Source organism: Vibrio sp. Vb1574 (genome assembly GCF_033338675.1).
Genome location: NZ_JAWOTC010000052.1, coordinates 1 through 24,160 on the forward strand (window position 1 = coordinate 1; position 24,160 = coordinate 24,160).

The following is a 24,160-nucleotide window of genomic DNA, read 5'->3' on the forward strand; positions in this document are numbered from 1 at the left end:
TATTCACCTACAGATGGAGTCAAGGCGTATTTTTTTCAAGGGAGTTGGCAAAAACTGCATAAGAAAAAGGTATGAAAGACAACTTGTGATATAGTTCACTGCTCTTTGTTGAGTAATAATTTTATTGCAAATTTAGCAATTTAAAGTCGATAGCTATCGTTATAGCTTAAATGACGGACGTTAGAATAAAGGAATCCATTCAGTGAAACGTTTAGAGCTAAGTGCAGGATTATCAAGCAGACCGCTACTGGCTCAGATCAAGTCCAATCATTATACCATTCAAGCCAAACTTAGCTTGTTGCTTACCTGTCTGTTTATTGCGATAACCGGATGGATACTTGGCAAAATTGTGTGGTTAGCCATACCTCAATCGTCGGAAGTGCCGCAATGGCGTCCATCGGCGAGTAGCGTTACTGCGAGCAATAAAGGCGACGCGATAGATTTTAATGCCCTTCAGAATGCCAACCTATTCGGTAAATTCACTGAGCAAAAAGCGGCAGTTGTAGAACAGCCTATTGTTAAAGACGCCCCTAAGACGCGCCTTAACCTCACCCTAGTCGGTGCGGTTGCCAGCAGTGATGCCAATACCAGCCTTGCTGTTATTGCTAACCGAGGTAAGCAAGCTACGTACGGTTTGGGTGAAGAAATCGAAGGGACACGTGCGACGCTAAAATCGGTATTGGTGGATCGCGTCATCATTGATAACCAAGGTCGAGACGAGACCTTAATGATGCAAGGTATAGAATATAAGAAGCTATCTGAATCGCCGCAGGTAGCTAGGGCGCAAGCTCAGCGAGCAGAAGCAGCGACGTCTGACGTTGGAGAGAAATTAGAGCAAATCCGCGAAGAAATTGCGAAAGATCCACAAAGCGTTTTTAAATACATCACCATTTCACCCGTCAAAAAAGACGGAGACATTGTTGGTTATCGAGTATCACCTGGTCGTGATGCCGCATTATTTAATGATGTAGGGCTACAACCTGGTGATATTGCGGTTCAACTGAACGGGATCGATTTAAGTGATCCGTCTTCTTCAGTACAACTGATGCAAGTGATGAGCGATCCGCAAGAATTAAATTTAACTGTTGAGCGAGACGGCCAACAGTACGATATCTATATCCAATTGTAAGACTTAGGCAACCGGCGTAAGTTCAGGGAGACATACGTGAAACATTGGTTCAGCAAAAGTGCTTGGCTACTAGCAGGAAGTTTACTCTGCGTACCAGGTGCAATGGCAAACGAATTTAGTGCGAGCTTTAAAGGCACTGATATTCAAGAATTCATCAACATAGTGGGTCGTAACCTCGAAAAGACCATCATTGTTGATCCTTCAGTACGCGGTAAGATCGATGTCCGCAGCTATGACGTACTTAACGAAGAGCAATATTACAGCTTTTTCCTTAATGTCCTTGAAGTATACGGTTACGCAGTCGTAGAGATGGACAATGGGGTACTTAAGGTTATCAAAGCAAAAGACTCAAAAACCTCAGCAATCCCTGTGTTAGGTGATGGTAGCGCGCAAGGCGATAGTGTTATCACTCGAGTTGTCGCGGTGCGTAATGTGTCGGTCCGTGAGTTGTCTCCTCTACTTCGTCAGCTGATTGATAACGCCGGTGCCGGTAACGTGGTTCATTATGATCCAGCGAATATTATCTTGATTACTGGTCGTGCGGCAGTAGTGAATCGCTTAGCAGAGATCATCAAGCGTGTTGACCAAGCCGGCGATAAAGAAATTGAATTGGTGGAGCTGCGTAATGCATCTGCTGCTGAAATGGTACGCATTGTCGAAGCACTGAATAAAAGTGCGAATCAGAAAAGCACGCCAGAGTTCCTTGAACCTAAAATTGTGGCCGATGAACGTACTAACGCGATTTTAATTTCTGGTGATCCAAAAGTAAGAGCCCGCTTGAAACGTTTGATTCGTCAACTTGATGTTGAAATGGCGACAAAAGGTAACAACCGAGTTGTGTACCTGAAAAATGCGAAAGCTGAAGACTTGGTGGATGTATTGAAAGGTGTTTCCGATAACCTGCAAGCTGAAAAGCAAGCTGGTCAGAAAACATCAGGTGCATCGCGTGGTGAGGTCGTCATTGCTGCTCACGCTGCAACTAACTCGTTAGTTTTAACAGCGCCGCCAGATATTATGATGGCATTACAAGACGTCATTTCTCAACTCGATATTCGTCGTGCTCAGGTTCTTATTGAAGCGTTAATTGTCGAAATGTCTGAAGGTGATGGTATTAACCTAGGTGTTCAGTGGGGTTCATTAGAAACGGGTGCTGTAATTCAGTACGGTAACTCAGGAGCCCCGATTGGTCAGGTGATGGTTGGTCTAGAAGAAGCAAAAGATCAAACCCGCACTGAATACTATACCAACTCTAATGGCGAACGAACGCCATATGATGTTACTGAATCAGGTGACTACTCTACGCTAGCGTCAGCGCTTAGCGGAGTAAATGGTGCGGCAATGAGTATTGTCATGGGTGACTGGACAGCGCTAATTAGTGCTGTTGCTTCTGACTCCAACTCAAACATTCTATCTTCTCCGAGTATTACCGTAATGGATAATGGCGAAGCATCATTTATTGTGGGTGAAGAGGTTCCGGTTATTACGGGCTCTACGGCTGGCTCAAACAACGACAACCCATTCCAAACGGTTGACCGTAAAGAAGTCGGTATCAAACTCAAAGTAGTGCCACAAATTAATGAAGGTGACTCTGTACAGTTAAACATTGAACAAGAAGTTTCCAACGTATTAGGCGCAAACGGTGCGGTTGACGTTCGCTTTGCTAAACGACAGTTAAACACCTCTGTCATGATCCAAGATGGTCAGATGTTGGTTCTTGGTGGTTTGGTCGATGAACGCGCACTTGAAAGTGAGTCTAAAGTGCCGCTATTGGGTGACATTCCGGTACTGGGTCACCTGTTCAAGTCAACGAGCACGCAAACAGAAAAGCGTAACTTGATGGTGTTCATCAAGCCGACGATTATTCGCGATGGTGTGACGGCCGACGGTATTACGCAGCGTAAATACAACTTTATTCGCGCAGAACAGCTTTATAAAGCGGATCAAGGGTTGAAGTTGATGGCAGACGAGAAGATCCCGGTTATGCCTGCCTTTGGCCAGGAGCGTCAGCACCCAACAGAGATTCAAGCGTTTATTGATCAAATGGAAAACAACTAATGGTTGATATGTTAGACACAGCGCCAAGTATGCGTCGTCTGCCATTCAGTTTTGCCAACCGCTTTAAACTGGTGCTGGAGACAGAGCATCCTGAGCGTCCACCTATTCTTTACTATGTCGAGCCGCTTAACCCTGCGGCTCTGGTTGAAGTCCGTCGTGTATTAAAGAAAAGCTTCGTACCGCAACCTATCGATAAAGAAGCCTTTGATAAAAAGCTGACCGAAGCATATCAACGCGACTCGTCTGAAGCGCGTCAGTTGATGGAAGATATTGGTGCTGATAGCGATGATTTCTTCTCTTTGGCTGAAGAACTGCCGCACGATGAAGACTTATTAGAATCGGAAGACGATGCGCCAATCATCAAATTGATCAACGCCATGTTGGGCGAAGCGATCAAAGAAGGTGCGTCGGATATTCATATTGAGACGTTCGAGAAAACCCTTTCGATTCGTTTCCGTGTCGATGGCGTATTGCGTGAAGTCCTGACCCCAAGTCGTAAGCTAGCGCCTTTGCTAGTTTCTCGTGTGAAGGTTATGGCTAAACTAGATATCGCAGAAAAGCGTGTGCCTCAAGATGGCCGTATTTCGTTGCGTATCGGTGGTCGTGCGGTGGACGTGCGTGTATCGACGATGCCGTCCTCACATGGTGAGCGCGTGGTAATGCGTTTGTTGGATAAAAACGCGACTCGTCTTGATTTACATAGTTTGGGCATGACCCCTTCAGTGCATGACAACTTCCGTCACTTGATTGGCCGCCCTCACGGTATCATCTTGGTGACGGGCCCGACAGGTTCTGGTAAATCAACCACCTTGTACGCTGGTTTGCAAGAGATCAATAGCAACGAACGCAACATTTTAACGGTTGAAGACCCGATCGAATTTGATATTGATGGCATCGGTCAAACTCAGGTGAACCCAAAGGTCGACATGACGTTTGCGCGTGGCTTGCGTGCCATTCTGCGTCAGGACCCGGATGTGGTAATGGTCGGTGAGATCCGTGACTTAGAAACCGCACAAATTGCAGTGCAAGCGTCCTTAACGGGTCACTTGGTAATGTCGACTCTCCACACCAACACCGCAGTGGGTGCGATTACGCGTCTACGTGATATGGGTATTGAGCCATTCCTTATTTCTTCTTCGTTATTAGGGGTGCTAGCGCAGCGCTTAGTTCGAACGCTTTGTCCAAGCTGTAAAGAGCCGTATGAAGCCGATGCGGAACAGAAAAAACTGTTTGGTATGGAAGCGCATGAACCGTTAGAACTGCACCGAGCAAAAGGCTGTGAAGCGTGTAACCAAAAAGGCTACCGAGGTCGAACAGGTATCCACGAGCTCATTATGGTTGATGAGCAAGTGCAAGAGTTGATTCATCGAGAGTCTGGTGAACAAGAAATTGAGAGAGCCGTTCGCGCCCATACGCCAAGTATTCGCAGTGATGGTTTAAGCAAAGTACGTCGTGGTATTACGTCACTTGAAGAAGTGATGCGAGTGACGAAGGAAACCTAATGGCGGCATTTGAGTACAAAGCGCTAGATGCAAAAGGCAAGCATAAAAAAGGCACGATAGAAGGGGACAACGCCCGACAAGTGCGCCAGCGACTCAAAGAGCAAGGGATGATCCCGATTGAAGTGGTCGAGACGAAAGCTAAATCGGCTAAGTCTTCAGGTTCAGTCAGCTTTAAGCGCGGCATCTCGACATCTGAGCTGGCACTCATCACACGGCAATTGTCTACGCTAGTCCAATCAGGAATGCCTTTGGAAGAGTGTTTGCGTGCGGTCTCTGAGCAGGCTGAAAAGCCGAGGATTCGTTCTATGTTGGCTGCGGTTCGCTCGAAAGTAACAGAGGGTTATCCGCTTGCCGACAGTTTTGCCGATTACCCCCACGTGTTTGATGAACTGTACCGCTCTATGGTTGCGGCGGGTGAAAAATCAGGTCACCTCGATACCGTATTAGAGCGTTTGGCAGACTATGTCGAAAACCGCCAAAAGATGCGATCTAAATTGCTTCAAGCCATGATTTATCCTGTAGTTTTGGTGGTATTCGCGGTTGTCATCGTTTCGTTCTTATTGGCGACAGTGGTTCCTAAAATCATTGAACCCATCATTCAGATGGGCCAAGAGTTACCTCAATCGACGCAATTTTTACTGGCAGCCAGTGAGTTTGTGCAAGATTGGGGGCTGATTATTTTCGTTGTGCTGGTGGTGCTTTTCTATGGCCTCAAACTGGCGTTGCAAAAGCCAGACTTTCGCTTAGCTTGGGACAGAAAAATCTTGAGCTTACCGCTAATAGGTAAGATCTCTCGAGGTTTGAATACCGCACGATTCGCACGAACGCTTTCGATCTGTACTTCCAGTGCGATTCCAATTCTAGAGGGTATGCGCGTTGCGGTAGATGTTATGTCTAACCGTTATGTGAAGCAGCAAGTGTTGCTTGCAGCGGATAACGTTCGAGAGGGCGCTAGTTTGCGTAAGGCGTTGGACCAAACCCGCTTGTTTCCACCAATGATGCTACACATGATCGCCAGTGGTGAGCAAAGTGGTGAATTAGAGAGCATGTTGACGCGGGCAGCCGATAACCAAGATCAAAACTTTGAATCAACAGTCAATATTGCTCTGGGTGTGTTTACTCCTGCGCTGATTGCATTAATGGCTGGATTAGTGTTGTTCATTGTGATGGCGACCTTGATGCCAATGTTAGAAATGAATAACTTGATGAGCGGATAATTTCGAATTAAGACGTGTCTACTAACGGCATGGCTTTAATCTAACTTTCGGAGAAAAAAATGAAGTTTAAGCGTAGTAAACAACAGGGTTTTACACTTTTAGAAGTGATGGTTGTTGTGGTTATCCTAGGTATTTTGGCAAGTTTTGTTGTTCCAAACCTATTGGGTAACAAAGAGAAGGCTGACCAACAAAAAGCGATTACGGACATTGTCGCGTTGGAAAATGCCTTAGATATGTACAAGTTGGATAACAGCGTTTACCCAACAACGGACCAAGGTCTAGAAGCATTGGTTAGTAAGCCATCTAACCCAGAGCCACGCAACTACCGTGATGGTGGTTACATCAAACGTCTTCCTAATGACCCTTGGGGCAACCAGTACCAATACTTAAGCCCAGGTGATAACGGTACAATCGATATCTTCACTCTAGGCGCAGATGGCCAAGAGGGTGGAGAAGGTCCAGCTGCAGATATTGGCAACTGGAACATGCAAGACTTCCAATAATTGAGCCTAAGCCAGCACTAATGAAACAAATGCGAAAACATAACGGTTTTACATTGATAGAAATTCTATTGGTGCTGGTTTTGCTATCTCTTACGGCTGTGGCCGTGATCTCGACGTTACCGACTAGCCAAAAAGATCTTTCCAAACAGTATGCTCAAAGCTTTTTTCAGCGTTTACAGCTGCTCAATGAAGAAGCGGTGCTGAGCGGTAAAGATTTTGGCGTTCGAGTGGATGATGCCAAATCGACCTACGCTCTACTGAGTTTAACCTCAGAAGGTTGGCAGCCTCTGAAATTAAAGCAGATTCCGAGCAAAACCAAGCTAGAAGAAGATATTACGCTACAACTCGAGCTCGGAGGTGGTGTTTGGGATAATGATGAGCGCTTATTCAAACCAGGTTCTCTTTTTGATGAAGACATGTTCGCAGAAGAAGAGGACGAAAAGAAAATTGAGCCACCGCAAGTGTTTATCTTTTCCAGCGCCGAAGTCACGCCATTTACCCTGTCTTTTTTTCCGCAAAATGGTGATGCCTTTAATGACGGTTGGCGAGTCATTGGCAAAGAAAGTGGACAAATTTTGTTATTAGCTCCGGGCGAAGAAGTGAAAGAGGATGAGAATGCGCAATTTTAAGCAAGCTCGCCCAAATTTGAGTCATCGCCGGACGAGAGGCATGACCTTACTGGAAGTATTGGTCGCACTGGCAATTTTCGCCACCGCTGCCATCAGTGTCATTCGCTCTGTGAGCCAGCATATTAATACAATCAGTTATCTAGAAGAAAAAATGTTTGCAGCCATGGTTGTGGATAATCAGATGGCAAATGTGATGTTGAATACCGGAGAACTCAAAGCGAAAAACGGCACAGAAGAGCTGGCAGGACGCACTTGGTTCTGGAAAGTCACGCCAGTCGCCACGACGCAGCCATTGCTGAAAGCATTTGATGTGAGCGTCTCGGTAGAGAAAAGCGCGAGCCCTGTAGTAACGGTACGAAGCTATGTGGCGCAATAATCATCTCCGCGCAAACACGCGCCAAAGGGTAAAAGGTTTTACACTTATTGAAGTGTTGGTATCGATTGCCATCTTTGCCAGTTTAAGTGTCGCAGCGTACCAAGTGGTATCGCAAGTACAGCGTAGCAATGTGCTATCACAAGAACGAACCCAACGCTTAAACGAAATTCAGCGTGCCATGGTTATGATGGATAACGATTTTCGTCAAATGGCGATGCGTCAAACACGTACTAATGGTGAAGAGCCTGCTAGCCGGCTAATTTTTTGGTCCGATTACCTGTTGGACTCCGATACCAAAGGACTGATGTTTGCCCGTTTAGGTTGGCACAACCCTCAGCAGCAGTTCCCTCGTGGAGAAGTAACCAAGGTTGGCTATCGCTTAAAAGAAGAAACACTGCAGCGAGTATGGTGGCGCTATCCTGATACGCCGGTTGGGCAACAAGGTACTGTTACTCCATTGCTAACGCAGGTCGAGTCATTTGATATGCGTTTCTATGATGGTAAGCAATGGAAAAAAGAGTGGGCTGAAGAAAAAGCGCTGCCGAAAGCGGTTTCTGTTGTTCTCACTCTCAAAGACTATGGAGAAATTGCCCGCACTTATCTCACTCCTGATGGCACATTGAGTCAGAAAGAGGAAAGTTCAGGAGACAGCAATAATGGTTAACCGTCAACGCGGTGTTGCTTTGATTATAGTGTTGATGTTGCTGGCGATTATGGCGACGGTTGCTGCCAGTATGTCGGAACGTTTGTTCTTGCAGTTTCAGCGAGGCGCTAATCAAATCAATTACCAGCAAGCGTATTGGTACAGCCTTGGCGTCGAGGCGCTAGCAAAAGTGGGTATCGAGCAAAGTTATAAAGACACCGACACGATTAATATGAGTCAACCGTGGGCGATAAAAGAGCAAGTCTATCCGTTAGATTATGGTCAAGCGGCGGGACGAATTAGAGACAAGCAAGCGTGCTTTAATCTAAATGTATTGAGTCGTGTGCAACCAACGGGTCAGCAAATTACAAGACCATATTTAGTGAATGTATTGCAGCGCCTATTAGAAGAGTTAGATGTCGAGCCATATCAAGCAGAAATCATTGCAGACTCTACTTGGGAATACATTGATGCTGATGACTCTGTCCGTTCGACTACTGGGGTTGAAGACAGCACATATGAAGCGATGAAACCTTCCTATTTGGCATCAAATGGTTGGATGGCAGATGCTTCCGAGTTACGGGCTGTCTATCAGGTGAGTGGTGAAATTTTCCAAAAATTGGAGCCGTTGGTCTGTGCATTACCAAGTGATGACTGGCGTTTAAACGTGAATACGATTGATGTTGAGCAAGCTCCGATTTTGGTGGCAATGTTCTCACCAAACTTAAGCAGTAGTGATGCGATTCAGCTAATTGAAAAACGCCCATTTGATGGGTGGGATAGCATTGATGAATTTTTAGCAGAGTCAGAAATGGCTGGCTTAAGTGAAGATGTAAAGAAAAACGCCAAAGGCTATTTGGGTGTGGATAGCGCCTTTTTTGAATTGGATGCACAAGTGTTGGTGGATGAATCACGTGTACGTATCCGAAGCCTTTTGCAAAGTACAAATAGAGAAACGGTGACCGTAGTTCGCCGTCGTTTTGGAGGGATCAGTGAGCGAGTTTCTGACCGTTCGGCTGAGTAGCGAACAACAAAGTACCATTCCTTGGGTGGTGTGGTCGACAGATCAACAGGAAGTGATTGCTAGCGGTGAAATCGCCGGGTGGGAACACTTAGATGAATTGGTCTCATATGCTGGTCAGCGCCAAGTTGTGGCGCTGTTGGCGAGTAATGATGTAGTCCTGACGCAAGTGGATATACCACCTGGTGCAACACGCCAATTCGAGGCGATGTTACCGTACTTAGTGGAAGACGAAGTTGCTCAGGACGTTGATGGCCTGCACTTTAGCGTGTTGGGTAAACAAGCGGATAAAGCGCAGATTTGCGCAGTTGAACGTGCTTGGATTCAGACTGTACTGCAACGTTTCTCAAGCCAAGGTATCGCCATTAAACGCATTTTACCCGATGTGCTTGCGTTACCGGTTCGTGGAGATCACAGCAGTGCTGCAATGATTGGCGAGCAATGGCTAATTCGTCACTCTGCGACAGAGGGCGCGGTTGTCGACGCTTCTTGGTTAGACCTTTACCTCTCTTCTTATCTACAAAATCATGAAGGTTGGAAGCTCGATTGCTTTAGCTCGGTCCCGGAATCTGCGTTACCTGAAATATGGGATCCGCAACCAGAAGAAATGACGATGGCTTTACTGGCGAAGGGGGTGACAGAAAGCAAAGTCAATTTGCTGACTGGGATCTTCAAGCCGAAATCTTCTTGGGGTAAATACTGGAAGCTCTGGCAAAAAGCCACCATTGCTGCGGGGGTGCTTATCGTCGTTATGGTTGCGCAGCAGTTGCTCGTGGTCCATAAGTACGAAGCACAAGCTCAAGCGTATCGTGAGGAGAGTGAGCGTATTTTCCGCCAGGTGTTCCCAAATAAACGACGCATTCCTACCGTTAGTTACCTCAAACGACAAATGGATGATGAAGAGCGCAGCTTATCTGGTGGAAGTGGTCAGCAGGCAATGTTGTCATGGTTGGCGGCATTACCCGCGACGCTTGGTCAGGTCAGTGACTTGGAGATCACTAGCTTTAAATACGACGGACAACGTGGCGAAGTACGTATTCAGGCTCGTAGTTCAGACTTCCAACCTTTTGAGCAGGCTCGTGTGAAATTGGCAGAGAAGTTTAATGTTGAGCAAGGTCAGTTGAACCGTAGCGATAACGTTGTGGTTGGCAGCTTTGTTTTGAAGCGTTTGTGAGGTGATGATGAAAAATTTAATTTCTCAAGCTCAGGTTTGGTGGAGCAGCATCTCGCAGCGTGAGCAGCGTTTGGTCATGGGATGTGGCGCTATTGTCGTTATCGGTATTATTTATTGGGGTTTATTACAGCCAATGAGTCAACGTGCGGAGCTAGCTCAGTCACGTATTCAAAGTGAAAAGCAGTTGCTAGCTTGGGTACAAGATAAAGCGGATGGCATCACTGCACTGCGAAAAAGCAGCGGTGTGAGCTACTCTAGTCAACCGTTGAATCAGTTGGTTTCTTCTTCAGCTCGTCGTTATAAAGTTGAGTTGATTCGAGTACAACCTCGTAATGAGAGCGTTCAAGTGTGGATCAAACCACTCGCGTTTAATCAACTAGTGGATTGGTTACGTTACTTGAAAGAGCAACAGGGTATTGAAGTCGAATTTTTAGATATCGACCGAACAGAGCAAGCGGGCATGATCGATGTAAACCGCCTTCAGTTTAAGCGAGGTTAAGGTGAAACGAGCAGTACTTTACGTTGTTATCTTTATCGTCTTTTTTTCAGTCAGTCTTTTAATGGGATTACCAGTCTCTTGGGTGTTACAACAAGCACCAACAGTGAGAGGCCTGGACATTCAAGGAGCCAACGGTTCGGTATGGCAAGGTCAAGCTTCTAGTATTCGTTGGCAGCGCCAGAACCTTGGAGAAGTTAATTGGGATTTCCAATGGTCGAGTCTACTGACAGGTAAAGCTGAGTTTGCTGTGCGCTTTGGTCGTGGTAGTGAAATGGACGTTCGTGGGCGCGGTTCTGTCGGCTATAGCTTAAGTGATGGCCCTTATGCCAAAAACTTAGTTGCCTCGATTCCGGCGGTAAAAGTTGTTGAGCAAGCGCGCCTCCCTGTGCCTGTTGGTGTTGATGGGCAGCTTGAGCTGAATATTCGTCATGCGACTTATGCTGCGCCTTGGTGTAAGGACGGTGAAGGCACTTTAGTATGGAATGCCAGTGGTATTCAAAGTCCCGTTGGCAGCTTAGATCTCGGTCCTGTGATTGCCGATATAAACTGTCAGGATAGTGTATTGACGGCAACTGGTGAGCAGAGCAGCAAACAAGTCTCTGCGGCGTTTTCCGCTGAACTGATGCCTAATCAACGGTACTCAACTAAAGCGTGGTTCAAACCTGGTGCAGAGTTCCCATCCAGCATGGGGGAGCAACTGAAATGGTTGGGTAAGCCGAATGCTCAAGGTCAATATGAGTTTAATTACCAAGGGTGCTTCTAACCTATCGTGACAAAATCCAATATCTTAAAAGAGCTGCTATTGTGCAGCTCTTTTTGCTTTTGGATCATCGTAAGCTAAAACCTCTATTCGCTGTACATTGGGAATGAATGGAAATTTAAAGCCATGATTTTTAATTGATTTGCTTTCTTTCGTTCAGATTTACAGGCAATTGGAACATAGTAGGCCAAATACTCCAAGTGCTGTACAGAAGGTCAAAAAGAAAAGGCCACGAAGATATTCGTGGCCTTTCTATTGCTAGAATTTTGTGCTCTAAATTTTACCGATAGGGCGCTTAATCTTTGCGTTGTAAAATCTCATTCCAAGGTAAATCCGCATCACCAAGAACAATAAAGTTCGGGTTTTCTAGTGTTTCCCGCTCGTTATATGACAGCGGTTCTAATTGCGTGCTGAGAATACGTCCGCCAGCTTCTTCAACAATGCATTGTGTCGCAGCGGTGTCCCACTCACCTGTTGGACCTAGTCGGAGATAGCAATCTACCGCCCCTTCCGCGACGAGGCATGCTTTCAATGCTGCAGAACCGAGCGGTATTAAGTCGTAATTCCAGGCGCTGCTCATACGGTTAGTAATACGATTGATGTCTTGGCGACGACTAATAGCAATTGCGATGCTTTGCTCTGGCTGTTCGTGTTTGTGTGTATGGATTTTGACGCTGTCCGACATGTCGGGAATTTTCCAGGCGCCTTTGCCATTATAAGCGTAGTAAGTCACGCCAGATACAGGGCCGTAAACGACGCCCATGGTTGGTCGATTGTTGTCGACCAACGCAATAATAGTGGCAAAGTCACCACTGCGAGCGATGAATTCTTGAGTACCATCAAGAGGGTCGACTAACCAATAACGTTCCCACTGAGCGCGTTGCTCTAAGCTTATGTCTGCGTCTTCTTCTGACAACACGGGAATGTCAGGCGTCAGATCACTCAAGCGTTCAGTGATGAACTTGTGAGCTGCAATATCCGCACTTGTTACGGGAGTTTCGTCACTTTTGGTGTAGGCCTCGTATTGCTTCTTTTCATATATTTCGAGGATCATTTGCCCAGCACTGCGGGCAATCTCGATGACTTGAGGAAGTAGGTGAGATAGATCTTTTGTCATTGGCATAAGTGATAGTCCTTACTCACAGTGTTATTCGGTTCTAATGACCGTTATTGGTTATGCTTGTGAGTGGTGTTTGGTAAGTGTTTCAGTGCCAACATTAGCGCTGTGATGCTTCGTGCTTCACAGAAATCCATGTGAGTTAATAACTCTTCGGCTTGCGCAAGTGGCCAACGCACAATTTCCAGTGGTTCAGGCTCATCGCCTTCTTGCTTCTCTGGATAAAGCGCCTGTCCTAAAAATAGAGTCATTTTGCTCGAAAAGTAAGATGGCGCGAGGATAACTTGTTTCAACGGGGTTAACTGATTACAGCCAAAGCCGATTTCTTCTTTTAACTCACGATCCGCAGCTTGGTGTGGTGTTTCTCCTGGGTCAATCAGCCCTTTTGGGAAACCTAGCTCGTAACGTTCAGTTCCAGCGGCGTATTCACGCACCAGTAATAAATCGCCTTGTTCTGTTACAGGGACTACCATTACAGCATCTCGTCCACTTGGCTTCATACGCTCATAAGTACGATGCTCACCATTGGAAAAACGAAGGTCGAGCGCTTCCACAGCAAACAGTTTGGATTTTGCAACCGTCTGGCATGAGAGTATCTCTGGTGGGGTTCGTTTCGGCATGACGCTGGCTCCTTGGTGTCGTTGGCGTTTACGAGATGCGTAAGATTCTTAATATATGAGAACTCCGCCTGAGTTTCTAGCGGATTTTACGAGTCGAGCTAAGCATCTCAGCATCACCTCAGTATCGATACAAAAATGGGAGACCGAAGCCTCCCATTTTCTGACAGTGTTTACTCTTAGTAGTAAGAGTGATCACCACGGTCATGTTCTGTAGCATCACGAACTGCGGTTAGTTCACCAATGAACTGGTTTAGCAGCTCTTTCTCGATGCCTTCTTTTAGTGTTACGTCAACCATAGAACAGCCATTACAACCGCCACCAAATGCAACAATCGCAACACCGTCTTCAGTGATCTCAACCAAGTTTACGTGACCACCGTGGCCAGCAAGCTGTGGGTTCACTTGAGTTTGGATAACGTACTCAACGCGCTCAACCAGTGGTGCGTCGTCCGCAACTTTACGCATTTTAGCGTTAGGTGCTTTTAGCGTTAGCTGAGAGCCCATTTTATCGGTAACAAAATCGATTTCAGCGTCTTCAAGGAATGGCAGGCTCAGCTCATCTACGTAAGCTGAAAAACCGCTGTAAGAGAGTTCAGTGTCGGTCGATTCTACTGCTTCTGGTGGGCAGTAAGACACGCCACACTCAGCGTTTTGTGTACCTGGGTTCACAACGAAAATACGAATGTTAGTGCCTTCAGGTTGTTGGCCTAAAAGGTTAGCGAAATGCGTTTGCGCAGTTTCTGTAATAGTAATATTTGACACGACGAATACCCGAGTAAATTTGTAGGTTACTGCTGCTATTCTACTCTTGTTGACGTATGGGTCTAGTCTTTTTGATGCTAAGGCATGGCGAAGCGATCTAGAGAGAACGAGGAGCAGGTGTTCTGCAGATGCAGTAAATATCGATGCTTTCTACGCCAACTTCAAGTAGTAAATGACATAATTGTCGGACGGTACTGCCTGTGGTGACTACATCATCGACGATGGCAACATGGGAAGAGTGAGGTTGCTTATTGAGAATAAACGCGCCTTTTAAGTTTTGTTCACGGCTTGTTTTGGTATTACCACGCTGTGATTGGGCGAGCTTTACTCGACGAAAGACCTTCGCATCAAAATTAGTCTGCAATTGCTTGGCGAGGTGTCGGGCTAAAACATCACTTTGATTAAAACCCCGGCGCAGGTAACGCTGCCAGTGCAATGGCACACTGGTAATGATTGGAGCTGGCGTGGTGATGCGCTGTGCCAGTTGCTCGGTTAATGCTTTTACATGCCAAGACTCTCCGTGATCTTTAAAGCGTTGTACTTCCCGTGAAAGGGGAAAGTCGTAATCGCCTAACGTGTACAGCCTTTGCCATGGCGGTGGCTTTGAAAGACATTCACCACACATACTATCCGTACTCATTTCTTCTTTCTGTAATGATAAACCGCAGCGTTGACATCGTTTTACCGGAGTTAGGTATTTTAAACAGTGCTCGCACCAGCGCAGAGTATTTGTGTGGCTTGGTGTTTGAATAGGGAACCGACACAGGCCGCATTGACTGCTCAATACGCGATGCATGATGTTTTGCCAGTGATGAGATAACATAGCGTTTATTCATGGTGATATTTTACTCAGCCTAACGTTTGGCTGAAGCCGTAGGGAATAAAATAAGTGGGAGAGATTGAGAGCATGAGCACGAAATTACACTGGCAGTCATTTGGTCAGGGACCAGATTTGGTGTTACTTCATGGTTGGGGCATGAATGGTGCGGTATGGCAGCAGACAGTCGAGTCTCTTCAACCTTATTTCCGAGTTCATGTGGTTGACCTTCCGGGGTACGGACATAGCGCCGAATCTCATGCTGAAGATTTAGACCATATTGCTAACTTGGTGGTGCAAGGTGCGCCAGAGAAAGCGATTTGGCTTGGTTGGTCCCTCGGAGGTTTAGTGGCGACGCATGTGGCATTAAATATGCCCGAGCGCGTGGCTAAGTTGATTACGGTTGCCAGCTCACCTAAATTTGCCGCAGAAAAACCGTGGCGTGGCATTCAACCGAATGTACTGAGTGCGTTCACCTCTCAGTTGCTAGAAGATTTCTCACTGACCATTGAGCGCTTTATGGCGTTGCAAGCGATGGGCAGCCCATCAGCGCGTAAAGACGTTAAACAGCTCAAGCAAGCGGTACTATCGCGCCCTCAGCCAAACCCTGAATCGCTGTTGGTTGGGCTAAACATCCTTGCTGATGTGGATCTGCGCGATGCGTTGACGTCTCTTTCTGTTCCAATGTTGCGTCTTTATGGCCGTTTAGATGGGTTGGTGCCAATTAAAGTAGCTAACGATTTAAGTGAACAGTTGCCTCATACCCAGCAGTTTGTTTTTAATCAGTCCTCTCATGCGCCTTTTATCACCGAACATGACGAATTTTGTGTTCAAATCCGAGAGTTTGCTCACGATTGAGCAAGTACGAGCGGAAATACCTCAAGTTGTTTAAAAAGTGGTCGATATAAAGGCTGGTGAGGTTTTATTAGCCAATAAAGCTAAGCCATATTGACGAGTTGGGCGACTCTGAGGAGGGTTCGCAATGATTGTGTCACCGACCAACGTAAGTGTGCCACTGATCGCCCCATCCGTGAATGTGCAGACGGAACAAGCAGCTCGCGACAATAAAGTCCGAGAGCCTGTAACGCCAACGGTCGCATTGGCCAAAACCAATGCAGAGCGAAAAGTAAAAGGTGATGACAAGCGCCGACGTCAGTCTTCTTGGGATCCTTCAGAGCATCCTGATTATGATATGGAAACGGAAGTCGACACGCGTTATCAAGAAGAGCCGGAAGATACACTAGAACGGCTTTTTAGTTTGCTTGCGCTCAAATCGTATAGTGAAGACCAGGGGAAAGGCTACGCGATCCGCTTTCGCTTACCAAAGCGCATTTTGGATGCTGCGATCAATGAAGGATTAATGGAAAAGCGCAGGAAGGTGATCAAGTTTCATTATGGTCATGCAGTCGCTCCCCATACCCCGTCAGAAGTGATAGCAGTATTATGACGACTCAATATCCTACTCAAACAAAAACGCTCCAAGCAGGTTGACTGATTGGAGCGTTTTCTTTTTAGTTATGAAAGCTCGTTATCGGTGAAGCCTAGGTAAGGTTACTTTTTCGCTTTAGCAAACGCTGCAGCAAACGCACCGCCCATCGCGCTGTTCGATGACGAATCATCACGGCGAGGCTGACGACGCTGCGGTTGGTCATTACGACGTGGCGCTGCTGATGAGCGTTGGCTGCGGTTGTCTTGACCCGGTTCGTCGTTCATACGCATCGATAGACCAATGCGCTTACGCTGCACGTCCACTTCCATCACTTTCACTTTGACGATGTCGCCTGCTTTCACCACTTCACGTGGGTCAGACACATAACGATCTGTCAGTGCAGAAATATGCACAAGACCATCTTGGTGAACGCCGATATCAACGAAGGCACCGAAGTTGGCTACGTTAGACACCACGCCTTCTAGAATCATGCCCGGTTCCAAGTCAGATACCGAGTTTACACCTTCTGCAAAGGTTGCCGTTTTGAATTCTGGACGTGGGTCACGACCCGGCTTGTCTAACTCTTTGATGATGTCTGTAATGGTTGGAACGCCGAAGTTATCGTCGGTGTAATCGACCGCATGCAGACCTTTAAGGAAGCTTGAATCACCAATCAGTGCTTTGATATCTTTGTTGTTCTTCTCAGAAATCGCTTTGACCACTGGGTACGCTTCTGGGTGAACCGCAGACGCATCAAGTGGGTTCTTACCATCCATAATACGCAGGAAGCCCGCACACTGCTCGAACGCCTTAGGACCTAAACGAGGTACTTTCTTCAAGGTTGTACGTGCTTCGAAGCGGCCGTTCTCATCGCGGAAGTCGACAATGTTCTGCGCGATGGTGCTTGATAAGCCTGCTACGCGCGTCAGTAGCGCCGCAGAAGCAGTGTTCACATCAACACCAACCGCGTTTACACAGTCTTCCACAATCGCATCTAGGCGTTTTGCCAACATAGATTGGCTTACATCGTGCTGGTATTGACCCACACCAATAGATTTCGGATCAATTTTCACGAGTTCAGCCAATGGATCTTGCAAACGACGTGCAATCGACACTGCACCACGCAGTGATACGTCCATATTCGGGAACTCTTTTGCTGCAAGCTCAGACGCTGAGTAAACCGAAGCCCCCGCTTCACTTACGATGATCTTCTGAACTTTCAGGTTGCCACATTTGATGACGTCTGCGACAAAGCTGTCGGTTTCACGTGAAGCCGTACCGTTACCAATCGCAATCAAATCCACGTTGTACTTACGCACCAACTGCTCAACGATTTGTGCTGACTTGTCGTATTGTTTTTGTGGTGGGTGAGGGTAGATGGTTTCGGTTGCAAGCACTTTACCTGTTGAGTCGACAACCGCGATTTTTGAACCTGTACGCAGACCCGGATCTAGACCAAGTGTTGCACGAGGGCCAGCCGGTGCTGCCATCAACAAGTCTTTTAGGTTAGTGGCGAATACTTCAATCGCTTCGATTTCAGCGCGCTCTTTCATTGAGCCCATTAGCTCGGTTTCCATGTGCATCGATACTTTGATGCGCCATGCCCAGCTGATCACTTGCTTACGCCAGGTATCCGCCGGTGCGCTGCTTAGCGTCACGCCATAATGGTCGGCGATAATCGTTTCGCAGTAAGACTGACGAGCGCCTTCTTCCTGTTCTGGATCAGCGTTCATCGCCAATGTCAGGAAGCCTTCGTTACGGCCGCGTAGCATCGCCAGTGCGCGGTGCGATGGCACTTTGCTTAGGGGCTCGTTGTGGTTGAAGTAATCTTTAAACTTCTCGCCTTCTTGCTCTTTGCCTTCAACGACTCGTGAGACCAGTTCCGCATTGCGATTTAAGTGGTTGCGAATTTTTTCCAGTAAGTTTGCGTCTTCTGCGATGCGCTCCATGATGATCGCGCGAGCGCCATCCAATGCAGCTTTGGTGTCTGCGATGCCTTTGTCTGCATCAAGGTATTTGCTTGCTTCGCTTTCTGGCTCGGTTTGTGGATGATTCCAAAGCTGATCTGCGAGCGGCTCAAGACCAGCCTCAATCGCGATCTGACCTTTCGTACGACGCTTGGGTTTGTAAGGTAGGTATAAGTCTTCAAGACGAGTTTTGCTGTCTGCCTGCGCGATCTCTTGTTCTAGCTCTGGCGTCAGTTTGCCTTGCTCTTGGATTGATTTGAGGATGGTTTGGCGGCGATCATCCATTTCACGAAGGTAAGACAGACGGCTGTCCAAAGTACGAAGCTGGGTATCATCAAGGCCCCCCGTCACCTCTTTGCGGTAACGTGCAATAAAAGGGACAGTGTTGCCATCATCAATTAGGGTGACAGCGGCGTTGACTTGCTCTGGGCGAACATTCAGTTCTTGAGCAATCATGCGACAGATAGCTTGGCTCATCCGTGTTTTCTCTTTTAATTCAGTTTTGGTTGTATAGAACATTGGGGTCGTTCGAAGAATTTGCAATGTTTTAAATTAACGAGGCAAAAATTTACCGGGCGCTGGTGGACATCAGTCATATTTATGTCAAAACTGTAATTAAATTGAGAACTTATATCCGCAGTTATCGACTAACCTAATTCCACGGTTGTTGATATCACTAAATGTACCTCGGCTTATACGGATAATCATGATGAAAAAAATGTCTTTGGCGTTAGCGCTTACGAGTGCCTTACTTGCCGCCCCGCTTAGTTGGGCGCAGTCTATCTCAGGAACCACACAAGCTCCCGTTTATCAGCTCGATAACAAATTGGTACTAGGGCGTGTGGAGAGCGTCTACTACAGTGACATTCCGGAACTAAAAGCGGTGCCATTTATTGGCAAGATTGATACTGGTGCAGATACGACATCGATGCATGCGGAGAATATCCATGTCAGTAGCTCACACCCAGATTACCAAGATTTGAAAGATAACGAGTTACTTTGGGCGATTGTCGATGACTTAGGTGGTACGAAGGCAAAGTGGGACGCCGACAGCTTTAAGCCATATCAAGTAAAGGTTAGCTTTACGGTTCCTCACCCTTATACAGGGAAGGAAATACAGATTACCGATGATCTGGAAAGAGTGAGCGCGATTCGCAGTCGAACAAGCAAAAGGCCCATCCTACGCCCGACAATAAAAATGCCGATGACAATCGCTGGTCACACCGTTGATACGGAAGTGAACCTGACCAAGCGTACGCAATTCTCTTCTCCTATCTTGATTGGTAAAACCTATCTCGATGATAACGCATGGGTCTTCGCTGGTTACGATTACCTTCAAGAACAGCCACGCGCAAAAATGATTGGCAAAAAAGAGACGGTTGAAGTCGAAGGTGTGCCATATAAGATCAGCATTTCAACTTCTAGCCGTTATACCAACGTCCATGCACTGGACATCAAGGTAGACAAAAAGCATAACGAAGTCTCTTTTATGTTAGAGGGCGAGAATGGCAAGCGTCATCCAATGACATTACCCTTGGTACGAATGCTGAAAACGACCAAAAGCGAGCGCCCTTTAGTCTATTTACCCGTAAAAGTCGGCGAAAATGAAACTCAACGTTGGTTGGTGTATCTGCGTGATCGCAGTAAGTTCAGTTCGCAAATTCGCTTAGGTCGGGACGTCGCGAGTCAGCACTTTGTTATTGATACGGACAGAGAAAATCTACTGGGTGGCGTAGAAAAAACGTTCAAAAGCGCACTCAAATCAAAACCTCTTGTCGTTTCACCAGAAGAACAGGTCACCATTGATGGTTATACCGTCCCTGCTTACCCCACTTTTACTGTGAAAACGCCATTACTGCGTGTAAATGGGTTTGAAGTAACAGAAAAAGGTAAGGATGAATCCGTCACGTTTTATTTAATGAACGATGAGGGGAAAGAAGAAAAAATCACCAAACCAGTGTTGAAAAAGCTCAAGGTTGGCAGCGCGGTTCGCCCTGTTGTCGAAGGAGACTTTCTTCTCGGTAGAAAAGACACATCAATGAAGTTTGCGCTCGATGTGCTTGATGAGGGTGACACTCAACCCTTTTTCGTCTTTGGTCATGACATAGCCAAGGGTGGTGTGTTGCTGAACACTCGCGCAGACCATCTACTAGATGCAAGGCCACTTTTCAAAGCTGGCCATATCGAAGTGGCTGAAGTTGAGGGGATGTCTTTCCCTGTGAAGTTAGACACGGGTGCAGATGTAAGCTCAATCAATGCTAAGAACATCAAGCAGTTTAAGAAAGACGGCAAAGACATGGTGAGCTTTACCTATGAGAACGATCTTGGCATGAAACAGGCGTTTACCAAGCCTGTTGTTGATGTCATGCGTATTAAAGCTAAGAAAGGCGAGAAAGCGAACGTACGCCCTGTGGTTGAAATGCATGTTAAGCTTGGCGAATTAGAGAAGAAGATCCGAGTCAACTTACAGGACCGAGGTCGCTTCCATTACAGCATGATTTTAGGTAAAAACCTCCTAAAACATGGCGCGGTTGTTTCGAGTGATACGAATTACATCGTGACGCAAAAACCGGATTACGAAAAGTAACACTCTGGCCGCCTTATCACCTTGATACCCAAAGCCTGAACAACATTGGATCTTTGGGTATATCATCTCCTTAATGCTGCCAAAGAGCAGCATTTTTTAGTTGAGATAGGAGTTAATTTGAAAACTAAGCTGATTACACGAGAAGGTTACAACAAACTCAAACAAGAGCATGATTACCTTTGGAATGAAAAGCGCCCGGAAATCACCAAGATCGTCACTTGGGCGGCGAGCCTGGGCGATCGCTCAGAAAATGCGGATTACACCTTCAATAAACGTTTACTCCGTCAGATCGACCGCCGTGTCCGCTTCCTTCGTAAATTCCTGCCAGAAGTCACGATCGTTGACTATTCTCCGCAACAAGAAGGCAAAGTCTTTTTTGGTGCATGGGTGGAAATAGAAAATGAGGCAGGAGAAGTGAAAAAGTTTCGTATTGTCGGGCCTGAAGAGATTTATGGCGATGCGAAAGACTACATCTCTATCGATTCACCTATGGCGCGAGCGATGTTAAAAAAACAAGTGGACGAAGAGTTCACGGTACGCACCCCAGAAGGTGAAAAAGAGTGGTTCATCAACTCAATTGAATACACTCAACCGGCCTCGGAAGACTGAGGCTTTATCACCGATTCAAGTCTCATGAAGTTCACTAGAAGTGACTTGGGTCTCAACGTCAGAATATTTGGTATAAAGGCATAGTGCCTTTCTCGGAGAAGTAAAATGAACAAAGCAGTCATGTGTAGTGCTGCACTAACAATAGGATTCTCACTTTCAGTTTTTGCTCAAGATGAAGTGAAAGGCTGTGACGCTAAAGAGTTAGCGGTAGAGCAGCAGCTTGAGTATGCAAAAGCGCAAGGTAATGAGCATCGCATTAAAGGCTTGGAGCAAGCACTTTCCGCTATCCAGAATGAATGCTCGGAAGGTGAGCTGCGCCAAGAGCTGCAAGCAGACGTGGAAGAAAAGACTAAAGAAGTTGAGGAGCGAGAGGAAGAATTAGTCGAAGCTCAGCATTCGGGGAAAGCAGACAAAATTGAGAAAAAACGTCACAAGCTTGCTGAGGCACAGCAAGAGCTGCTTGAGGCCAAACGTGAACTGGAATGGAATTATGGTCAATAGTAGGTGCTGAAAATACCTGCTAGAGAGAGAATAAAGCGCTTAAGATAAAAAGAGTAACAATTTGCTTGAGCACGTTAGGAAAAACAGTGATACATTTTCGACAATAGACGCTTCTGAAAGGATGTTTCAATGCAAGAAAATCATAAAATTTTAGTGGTTGATGACGATGCTCGTTTACGTGCTCTATTGGAGCGTTACCTTTCTGAGCAAGGTTTTCAGGTACGAAGTGTCGCCAATGGCGAACAGATGGATCGCCTACTAACGCGCGAAAACTTTCACTTAATGGTGCTGGACCTAATGTTGCCAGGTGAAGACGGTTTGTCGATTTGTCGTCGTCTACGCCACGCGAACAATATGTTGCCAATCTTAATGCTCACCGCGAAAGGTGATGAAGTGGACCGCATCGTAGGTCTTGAGGTAGGGGCGGATGATTATTTGCCAAAACCGTTTAACCCACGCGAATTATTGGCTCGCATCAAGGCCGTATTACGCCGCCAAACCGTAGAGTTGCCGGGTGCACCAAGCACGGAAGAAAAAGTGGTGGAGTTCGGGGAGTTCCGACTCAATCTAGGCACTCGCGAGATGTTCCGCGGTGACGAGGCAATGCCACTCACCTCTGGAGAGTTTGCTGTTCTAAAGGCGCTCGTGATGAATGCACGTGAGCCAATGTCACGAGATAAATTGATGAACATGGCGCGTGGCCGTGAATATTCTGCAATGGAACGCTCTATTGACGTACAAATCTCACGCTTACGTCGCATGTTAGAAGACGATCCGAGCAAGCCGCGCTACATTCAAACCGTGTGGGGCCTAGGTTATGTTTTCGTCCCAGACGGCAAAGAGGTGTAATCTCTTCACTCCATAGCCAGCACTTGGCTATAGCAACTTCAGCCTTCATTACCTTCCCTTTGAAGGCTGAAATTTCGCGATTAGGACCACTAGGAACGTTCCATGCGCATCCGAAGTTCACTGACACAATCTATTCTGCTGTTCATCTCTTTGCTTCTCGCGAGCCAAGTTTTCTCTTACTACGCCGTTTTTAACTACGCGTTGATGCCGAGTTTGCAGCAGTTCAATAAAATTCTCGCCCATGAGCTCAATTTGGTGCTTGATGATGAAGGACCTTTAAAGTCTGATGCACCGTTAAGGCGTCAATTATTAGAAAGACTAGGGGTGACGGTGCATAGTCTCGATAGCGATAAGGCGATTGAATTTCATCACGCAATGTCGATTGATTTGATGTCTGAAGAAATGAGCCAAGAGCTGGGTTCGCCCACAGAAGTGCGCTTATTGCTTGGCGATGAAAGTTACATTTTGTGGATGCACATCGAAAAGTTGCCGAACTCCATCATTCGTATTCCGTTATCTGAGCTGCAAGAAGAAGATTTTGCCCCGCTGTTTCGTAACAGCTTGATTATGGCGCTGCTGATCATTGCAGGTGGTTGGTTGTTTATTCGTTTGCAAAACCGTCCACTTTTGGCTTTGGAGAGAGCCGCGAAAGACGTCGGTCGAGGTGAGATCCCGCCCCCCTTAGCAGAGAAAGGCGCATCGGAGATTCGCTCTGTAACTCGAGCCTTTAATCAAATGTCGAAAGGTATTCAAGAGCTAGAAGAGGACCGAGCCTTATTAATGGCGGGGATTAGCCATGACTTACGAACACCTCTGACGCGTATTCGCCTAGCGACAGAAATGATGTCTCCTGAGGACAGCTATCTTGCGGAGGGGATCATTAGCGATACGGAAGAATGTAATGAGATCATCAGTCAGTTTATGGATTACCTCAAACCGGTGAACCAAGAATCGTTTGAAGCGGTTGATATCAGTACGATTGCCAGTGACGTCGCCAGTTCTGAAGGTGGTTATGAGGTTGAAATTGAAACAGATCTTAATCTTAACTTGCCGCCAGCCAAAGGAAGCGCGATTGCGATTAAGCGGGCGATCAGTAACTTAGTTGTGAATGCGCTACGTTATGGCAATGGCTGGGTCAAAATCAGCACTGGTGTGACAGCAGATAAGCAGCTAGTGTGGATTTCAGTAGAGGACAACGGACCGGGTATCGAGCATTCTCAAATCGCGAGGTTATTTGAACCCTTTACGCGTGGTGACACCGCTCGCGGTAGTGAAGGCACTGGGCTAGGGTTGGCGATTGTGAAGCGTATAATCAGCCAGCATTCAGGTTCTGTGGTGATGCGTAATCGCAGTGAAGGCGGTTTAATCGCTCAAATCAGCTTTCCTACCAAGTAA

At 46.7% G+C, this 24,160-nt stretch carries 24 protein-coding genes; 19 read left to right on the plus strand and 5 right to left on the minus strand.

Annotated elements, in window-relative coordinates; genetic code table 11:
* Positions 1–202: 202 nt before the first annotated feature.
* Genes gspC through R7O12_RS21430 form a run of 12 tightly spaced genes read left to right on the plus strand, consistent with a single transcriptional unit; the run spans position 203 to position 11,511 of the window.
* A complete protein-coding gene (gspC, locus tag R7O12_RS21375; RefSeq protein WP_318126344.1) occupies positions 203–1,129 on the plus strand; it encodes a type II secretion system protein GspC in 927 nt (308 codons plus the stop codon).
* A 36-nt stretch (positions 1,130–1,165) separates the two neighbouring features.
* Positions 1,166–3,184, plus strand: coding sequence for a type II secretion system secretin GspD (gene gspD / locus R7O12_RS21380; protein ID WP_005379295.1), 2,019 nt, complete (start codon positions 1,166–1,168; stop codon positions 3,182–3,184).
* Complete coding sequence (gspE, locus tag R7O12_RS21385; RefSeq protein ID WP_005379296.1) at positions 3,184–4,686, plus strand: type II secretion system ATPase GspE; 1,503 nt, start codon at positions 3,184–3,186, stop codon at positions 4,684–4,686. Before gspD ends, gspE begins: the two co-directional genes overlap by 1 nt.
* Positions 4,686–5,903 carry a type II secretion system inner membrane protein GspF gene (gene gspF / locus R7O12_RS21390; protein WP_033905910.1) on the plus strand — a complete coding sequence of 406 codons (1,218 nt, stop codon included), beginning with the start codon at positions 4,686–4,688 and terminating at the stop codon, positions 5,901–5,903. Before gspE ends, gspF begins: the two co-directional genes overlap by 1 nt.
* A 59-nt stretch (positions 5,904–5,962) precedes the next feature.
* Positions 5,963–6,406: a type II secretion system major pseudopilin GspG gene (gspG, locus tag R7O12_RS21395; RefSeq protein ID WP_005379298.1), complete on the plus strand. Its 444-nt coding sequence runs from the start codon at positions 5,963–5,965 to the stop codon at positions 6,404–6,406.
* A gap of 29 nt (positions 6,407–6,435) precedes the next feature.
* Complete coding sequence (locus tag R7O12_RS21400) at positions 6,436–7,035, plus strand: prepilin-type N-terminal cleavage/methylation domain-containing protein (protein ID WP_213901360.1); 600 nt, start codon at positions 6,436–6,438, stop codon at positions 7,033–7,035.
* Positions 7,022–7,411 carry a type II secretion system minor pseudopilin GspI gene (gspI, locus tag R7O12_RS21405; protein WP_017635009.1) on the plus strand — a complete coding sequence of 130 codons (390 nt, stop codon included), beginning with the start codon at positions 7,022–7,024 and terminating at the stop codon, positions 7,409–7,411. Before R7O12_RS21400 ends, gspI begins: the two co-directional genes overlap by 14 nt.
* Entirely contained in the window at positions 7,398–8,075 is a 678-nt protein-coding gene (gene gspJ / locus R7O12_RS21410) for a type II secretion system minor pseudopilin GspJ (RefSeq protein WP_213869976.1), read from the plus strand. The genes gspI and gspJ overlap by 14 nt, the downstream gene beginning before the upstream one ends.
* The gene (gene gspK / locus R7O12_RS21415; RefSeq protein ID WP_005379302.1) at positions 8,068–9,078 is read left to right on the plus strand and encodes a type II secretion system minor pseudopilin GspK; all 1,011 of its coding nucleotides are present in this window, start codon (positions 8,068–8,070) and stop codon (positions 9,076–9,078) included. The genes gspJ and gspK overlap by 8 nt, the downstream gene beginning before the upstream one ends.
* Positions 9,047–10,249 (plus strand): type II secretion system protein GspL, encoded by a 1,203-nt coding sequence (gspL, locus tag R7O12_RS21420; RefSeq protein ID WP_017820694.1) that lies wholly within the window; start codon positions 9,047–9,049, stop codon positions 10,247–10,249. The genes gspK and gspL overlap by 32 nt, the downstream gene beginning before the upstream one ends.
* Positions 10,250–10,256: 7 nt before the next feature.
* On the plus strand, positions 10,257–10,748 hold the full coding sequence (locus tag R7O12_RS21425) for a type II secretion system protein M (RefSeq protein ID WP_085569729.1): 492 nt from the start codon (positions 10,257–10,259) through the stop codon (positions 10,746–10,748).
* A 1-nt stretch (position 10,749) separates the two neighbouring features.
* Positions 10,750–11,511, plus strand: coding sequence for a type II secretion system protein N (locus tag R7O12_RS21430; RefSeq protein ID WP_318126347.1), 762 nt, complete (start codon positions 10,750–10,752; stop codon positions 11,509–11,511).
* Positions 11,512–11,803: 292 nt separating this feature from the next.
* Here R7O12_RS21430 and cysQ read toward each other — a convergent pair whose 3' ends face one another.
* From cysQ to R7O12_RS21450, 4 genes are all read right to left on the minus strand, one after another.
* Positions 11,804–12,631, minus strand: a complete 828-nt coding sequence (cysQ, locus tag R7O12_RS21435) for a 3'(2'),5'-bisphosphate nucleotidase CysQ (RefSeq protein WP_005379308.1) — start codon at positions 12,629–12,631, stop codon at positions 11,804–11,806.
* A gap of 44 nt (positions 12,632–12,675) precedes the next feature.
* The gene (gene nudE, locus R7O12_RS21440; RefSeq protein WP_005379309.1) at positions 12,676–13,245 is read right to left on the minus strand and encodes an ADP compounds hydrolase NudE; all 570 of its coding nucleotides are present in this window, start codon (positions 13,243–13,245) and stop codon (positions 12,676–12,678) included.
* Positions 13,246–13,421: 176 nt separating this feature from the next.
* A complete protein-coding gene (gene nfuA / locus R7O12_RS21445) occupies positions 13,422–14,006 on the minus strand; it encodes a Fe-S biogenesis protein NfuA (protein ID WP_005379313.1) in 585 nt (194 codons plus the stop codon).
* Between the two features lie 97 nt (positions 14,007–14,103).
* Positions 14,104–14,829, minus strand: coding sequence for an amidophosphoribosyltransferase (locus R7O12_RS21450; protein WP_025768308.1), 726 nt, complete (start codon positions 14,827–14,829; stop codon positions 14,104–14,106).
* 84 nt (positions 14,830–14,913) lie between these two features.
* Between R7O12_RS21450 and bioH the strand changes: the two genes are divergently transcribed.
* Positions 14,914–15,681, plus strand: a complete 768-nt coding sequence (gene bioH / locus R7O12_RS21455) for a pimeloyl-ACP methyl ester esterase BioH (RefSeq protein ID WP_005384724.1) — start codon at positions 14,914–14,916, stop codon at positions 15,679–15,681.
* A gap of 124 nt (positions 15,682–15,805) precedes the next feature.
* Positions 15,806–16,270: a hypothetical protein gene (locus R7O12_RS21460; protein WP_005379316.1), complete on the plus strand. Its 465-nt coding sequence runs from the start codon at positions 15,806–15,808 to the stop codon at positions 16,268–16,270.
* Positions 16,271–16,374: 104 nt separating this feature from the next.
* Here R7O12_RS21460 and R7O12_RS21465 read toward each other — a convergent pair whose 3' ends face one another.
* Entirely contained in the window at positions 16,375–18,696 is a 2,322-nt protein-coding gene (locus R7O12_RS21465; protein ID WP_258475944.1) for a Tex family protein, read from the minus strand.
* Between the two features lie 229 nt (positions 18,697–18,925).
* On the opposite strand from R7O12_RS21465, the gene R7O12_RS21470 reads away from it, so the two are divergent.
* From R7O12_RS21470 to envZ, 5 genes are all read left to right on the plus strand, one after another.
* Positions 18,926–20,806 carry a RimK/LysX family protein gene (locus R7O12_RS21470; protein ID WP_318126351.1) on the plus strand — a complete coding sequence of 627 codons (1,881 nt, stop codon included), beginning with the start codon at positions 18,926–18,928 and terminating at the stop codon, positions 20,804–20,806.
* Between the two features lie 117 nt (positions 20,807–20,923).
* Positions 20,924–21,415: a transcription elongation factor GreB gene (greB, locus tag R7O12_RS21475; RefSeq protein ID WP_005379321.1), complete on the plus strand. Its 492-nt coding sequence runs from the start codon at positions 20,924–20,926 to the stop codon at positions 21,413–21,415.
* A gap of 105 nt (positions 21,416–21,520) precedes the next feature.
* Entirely contained in the window at positions 21,521–21,916 is a 396-nt protein-coding gene (locus R7O12_RS21480; protein ID WP_182038426.1) for a DUF1090 domain-containing protein, read from the plus strand.
* A gap of 129 nt (positions 21,917–22,045) precedes the next feature.
* On the plus strand, positions 22,046–22,765 hold the full coding sequence (ompR, locus tag R7O12_RS21485) for a two-component system response regulator OmpR (RefSeq protein WP_005379333.1): 720 nt from the start codon (positions 22,046–22,048) through the stop codon (positions 22,763–22,765).
* A gap of 102 nt (positions 22,766–22,867) precedes the next feature.
* Positions 22,868–24,160, plus strand: a complete 1,293-nt coding sequence (gene envZ, locus R7O12_RS21490; RefSeq protein ID WP_017820700.1) for a two-component system sensor histidine kinase EnvZ — start codon at positions 22,868–22,870, stop codon at positions 24,158–24,160.

Bases quoted from the DNA above. Each gene is read 5' to 3' on its own strand.
- R7O12_RS21425 (WP_085569729.1), top strand. From the start codon at position 10,257: ATGAAAAATTTAATTTCTCAAGCTCAGGTTTGGTGGAGCAGCATCTCG.
- R7O12_RS21450 (WP_025768308.1), bottom strand. From the start codon at position 14,829: ATGTTATCTCATCACTGGCAAAACATCATGCATCGCGTATTGAGCAGT.
- gspI (WP_017635009.1), top strand. From the start codon at position 7,022: ATGCGCAATTTTAAGCAAGCTCGCCCAAATTTGAGTCATCGCCGGACG.
- envZ (WP_017820700.1), top strand. From the start codon at position 22,868: ATGCGCATCCGAAGTTCACTGACACAATCTATTCTGCTGTTCATCTCT.
- R7O12_RS21465 (WP_258475944.1), bottom strand. From the start codon at position 18,696: ATGAGCCAAGCTATCTGTCGCATGATTGCTCAAGAACTGAATGTTCGC.
- gspJ (WP_213869976.1), top strand. From the start codon at position 7,398: ATGTGGCGCAATAATCATCTCCGCGCAAACACGCGCCAAAGGGTAAAA.
- R7O12_RS21400 (WP_213901360.1), top strand. From the start codon at position 6,436: ATGCGAAAACATAACGGTTTTACATTGATAGAAATTCTATTGGTGCTG.
- gspF (WP_033905910.1), top strand. From the start codon at position 4,686: ATGGCGGCATTTGAGTACAAAGCGCTAGATGCAAAAGGCAAGCATAAA.
- bioH (WP_005384724.1), top strand. From the start codon at position 14,914: ATGAGCACGAAATTACACTGGCAGTCATTTGGTCAGGGACCAGATTTG.
- nudE (WP_005379309.1), bottom strand. From the start codon at position 13,245: ATGCCGAAACGAACCCCACCAGAGATACTCTCATGCCAGACGGTTGCA.
- R7O12_RS21470 (WP_318126351.1), top strand. From the start codon at position 18,926: ATGATGAAAAAAATGTCTTTGGCGTTAGCGCTTACGAGTGCCTTACTT.
- gspG (WP_005379298.1), top strand. From the start codon at position 5,963: ATGAAGTTTAAGCGTAGTAAACAACAGGGTTTTACACTTTTAGAAGTG.
- R7O12_RS21480 (WP_182038426.1), top strand. From the start codon at position 21,521: ATGAACAAAGCAGTCATGTGTAGTGCTGCACTAACAATAGGATTCTCA.
- gspK (WP_005379302.1), top strand. From the start codon at position 8,068: ATGGTTAACCGTCAACGCGGTGTTGCTTTGATTATAGTGTTGATGTTG.
- gspE (WP_005379296.1), top strand. From the start codon at position 3,184: ATGGTTGATATGTTAGACACAGCGCCAAGTATGCGTCGTCTGCCATTC.
- ompR (WP_005379333.1), top strand. From the start codon at position 22,046: ATGCAAGAAAATCATAAAATTTTAGTGGTTGATGACGATGCTCGTTTA.
- cysQ (WP_005379308.1), bottom strand. From the start codon at position 12,631: ATGCCAATGACAAAAGATCTATCTCACCTACTTCCTCAAGTCATCGAG.
- R7O12_RS21460 (WP_005379316.1), top strand. From the start codon at position 15,806: ATGATTGTGTCACCGACCAACGTAAGTGTGCCACTGATCGCCCCATCC.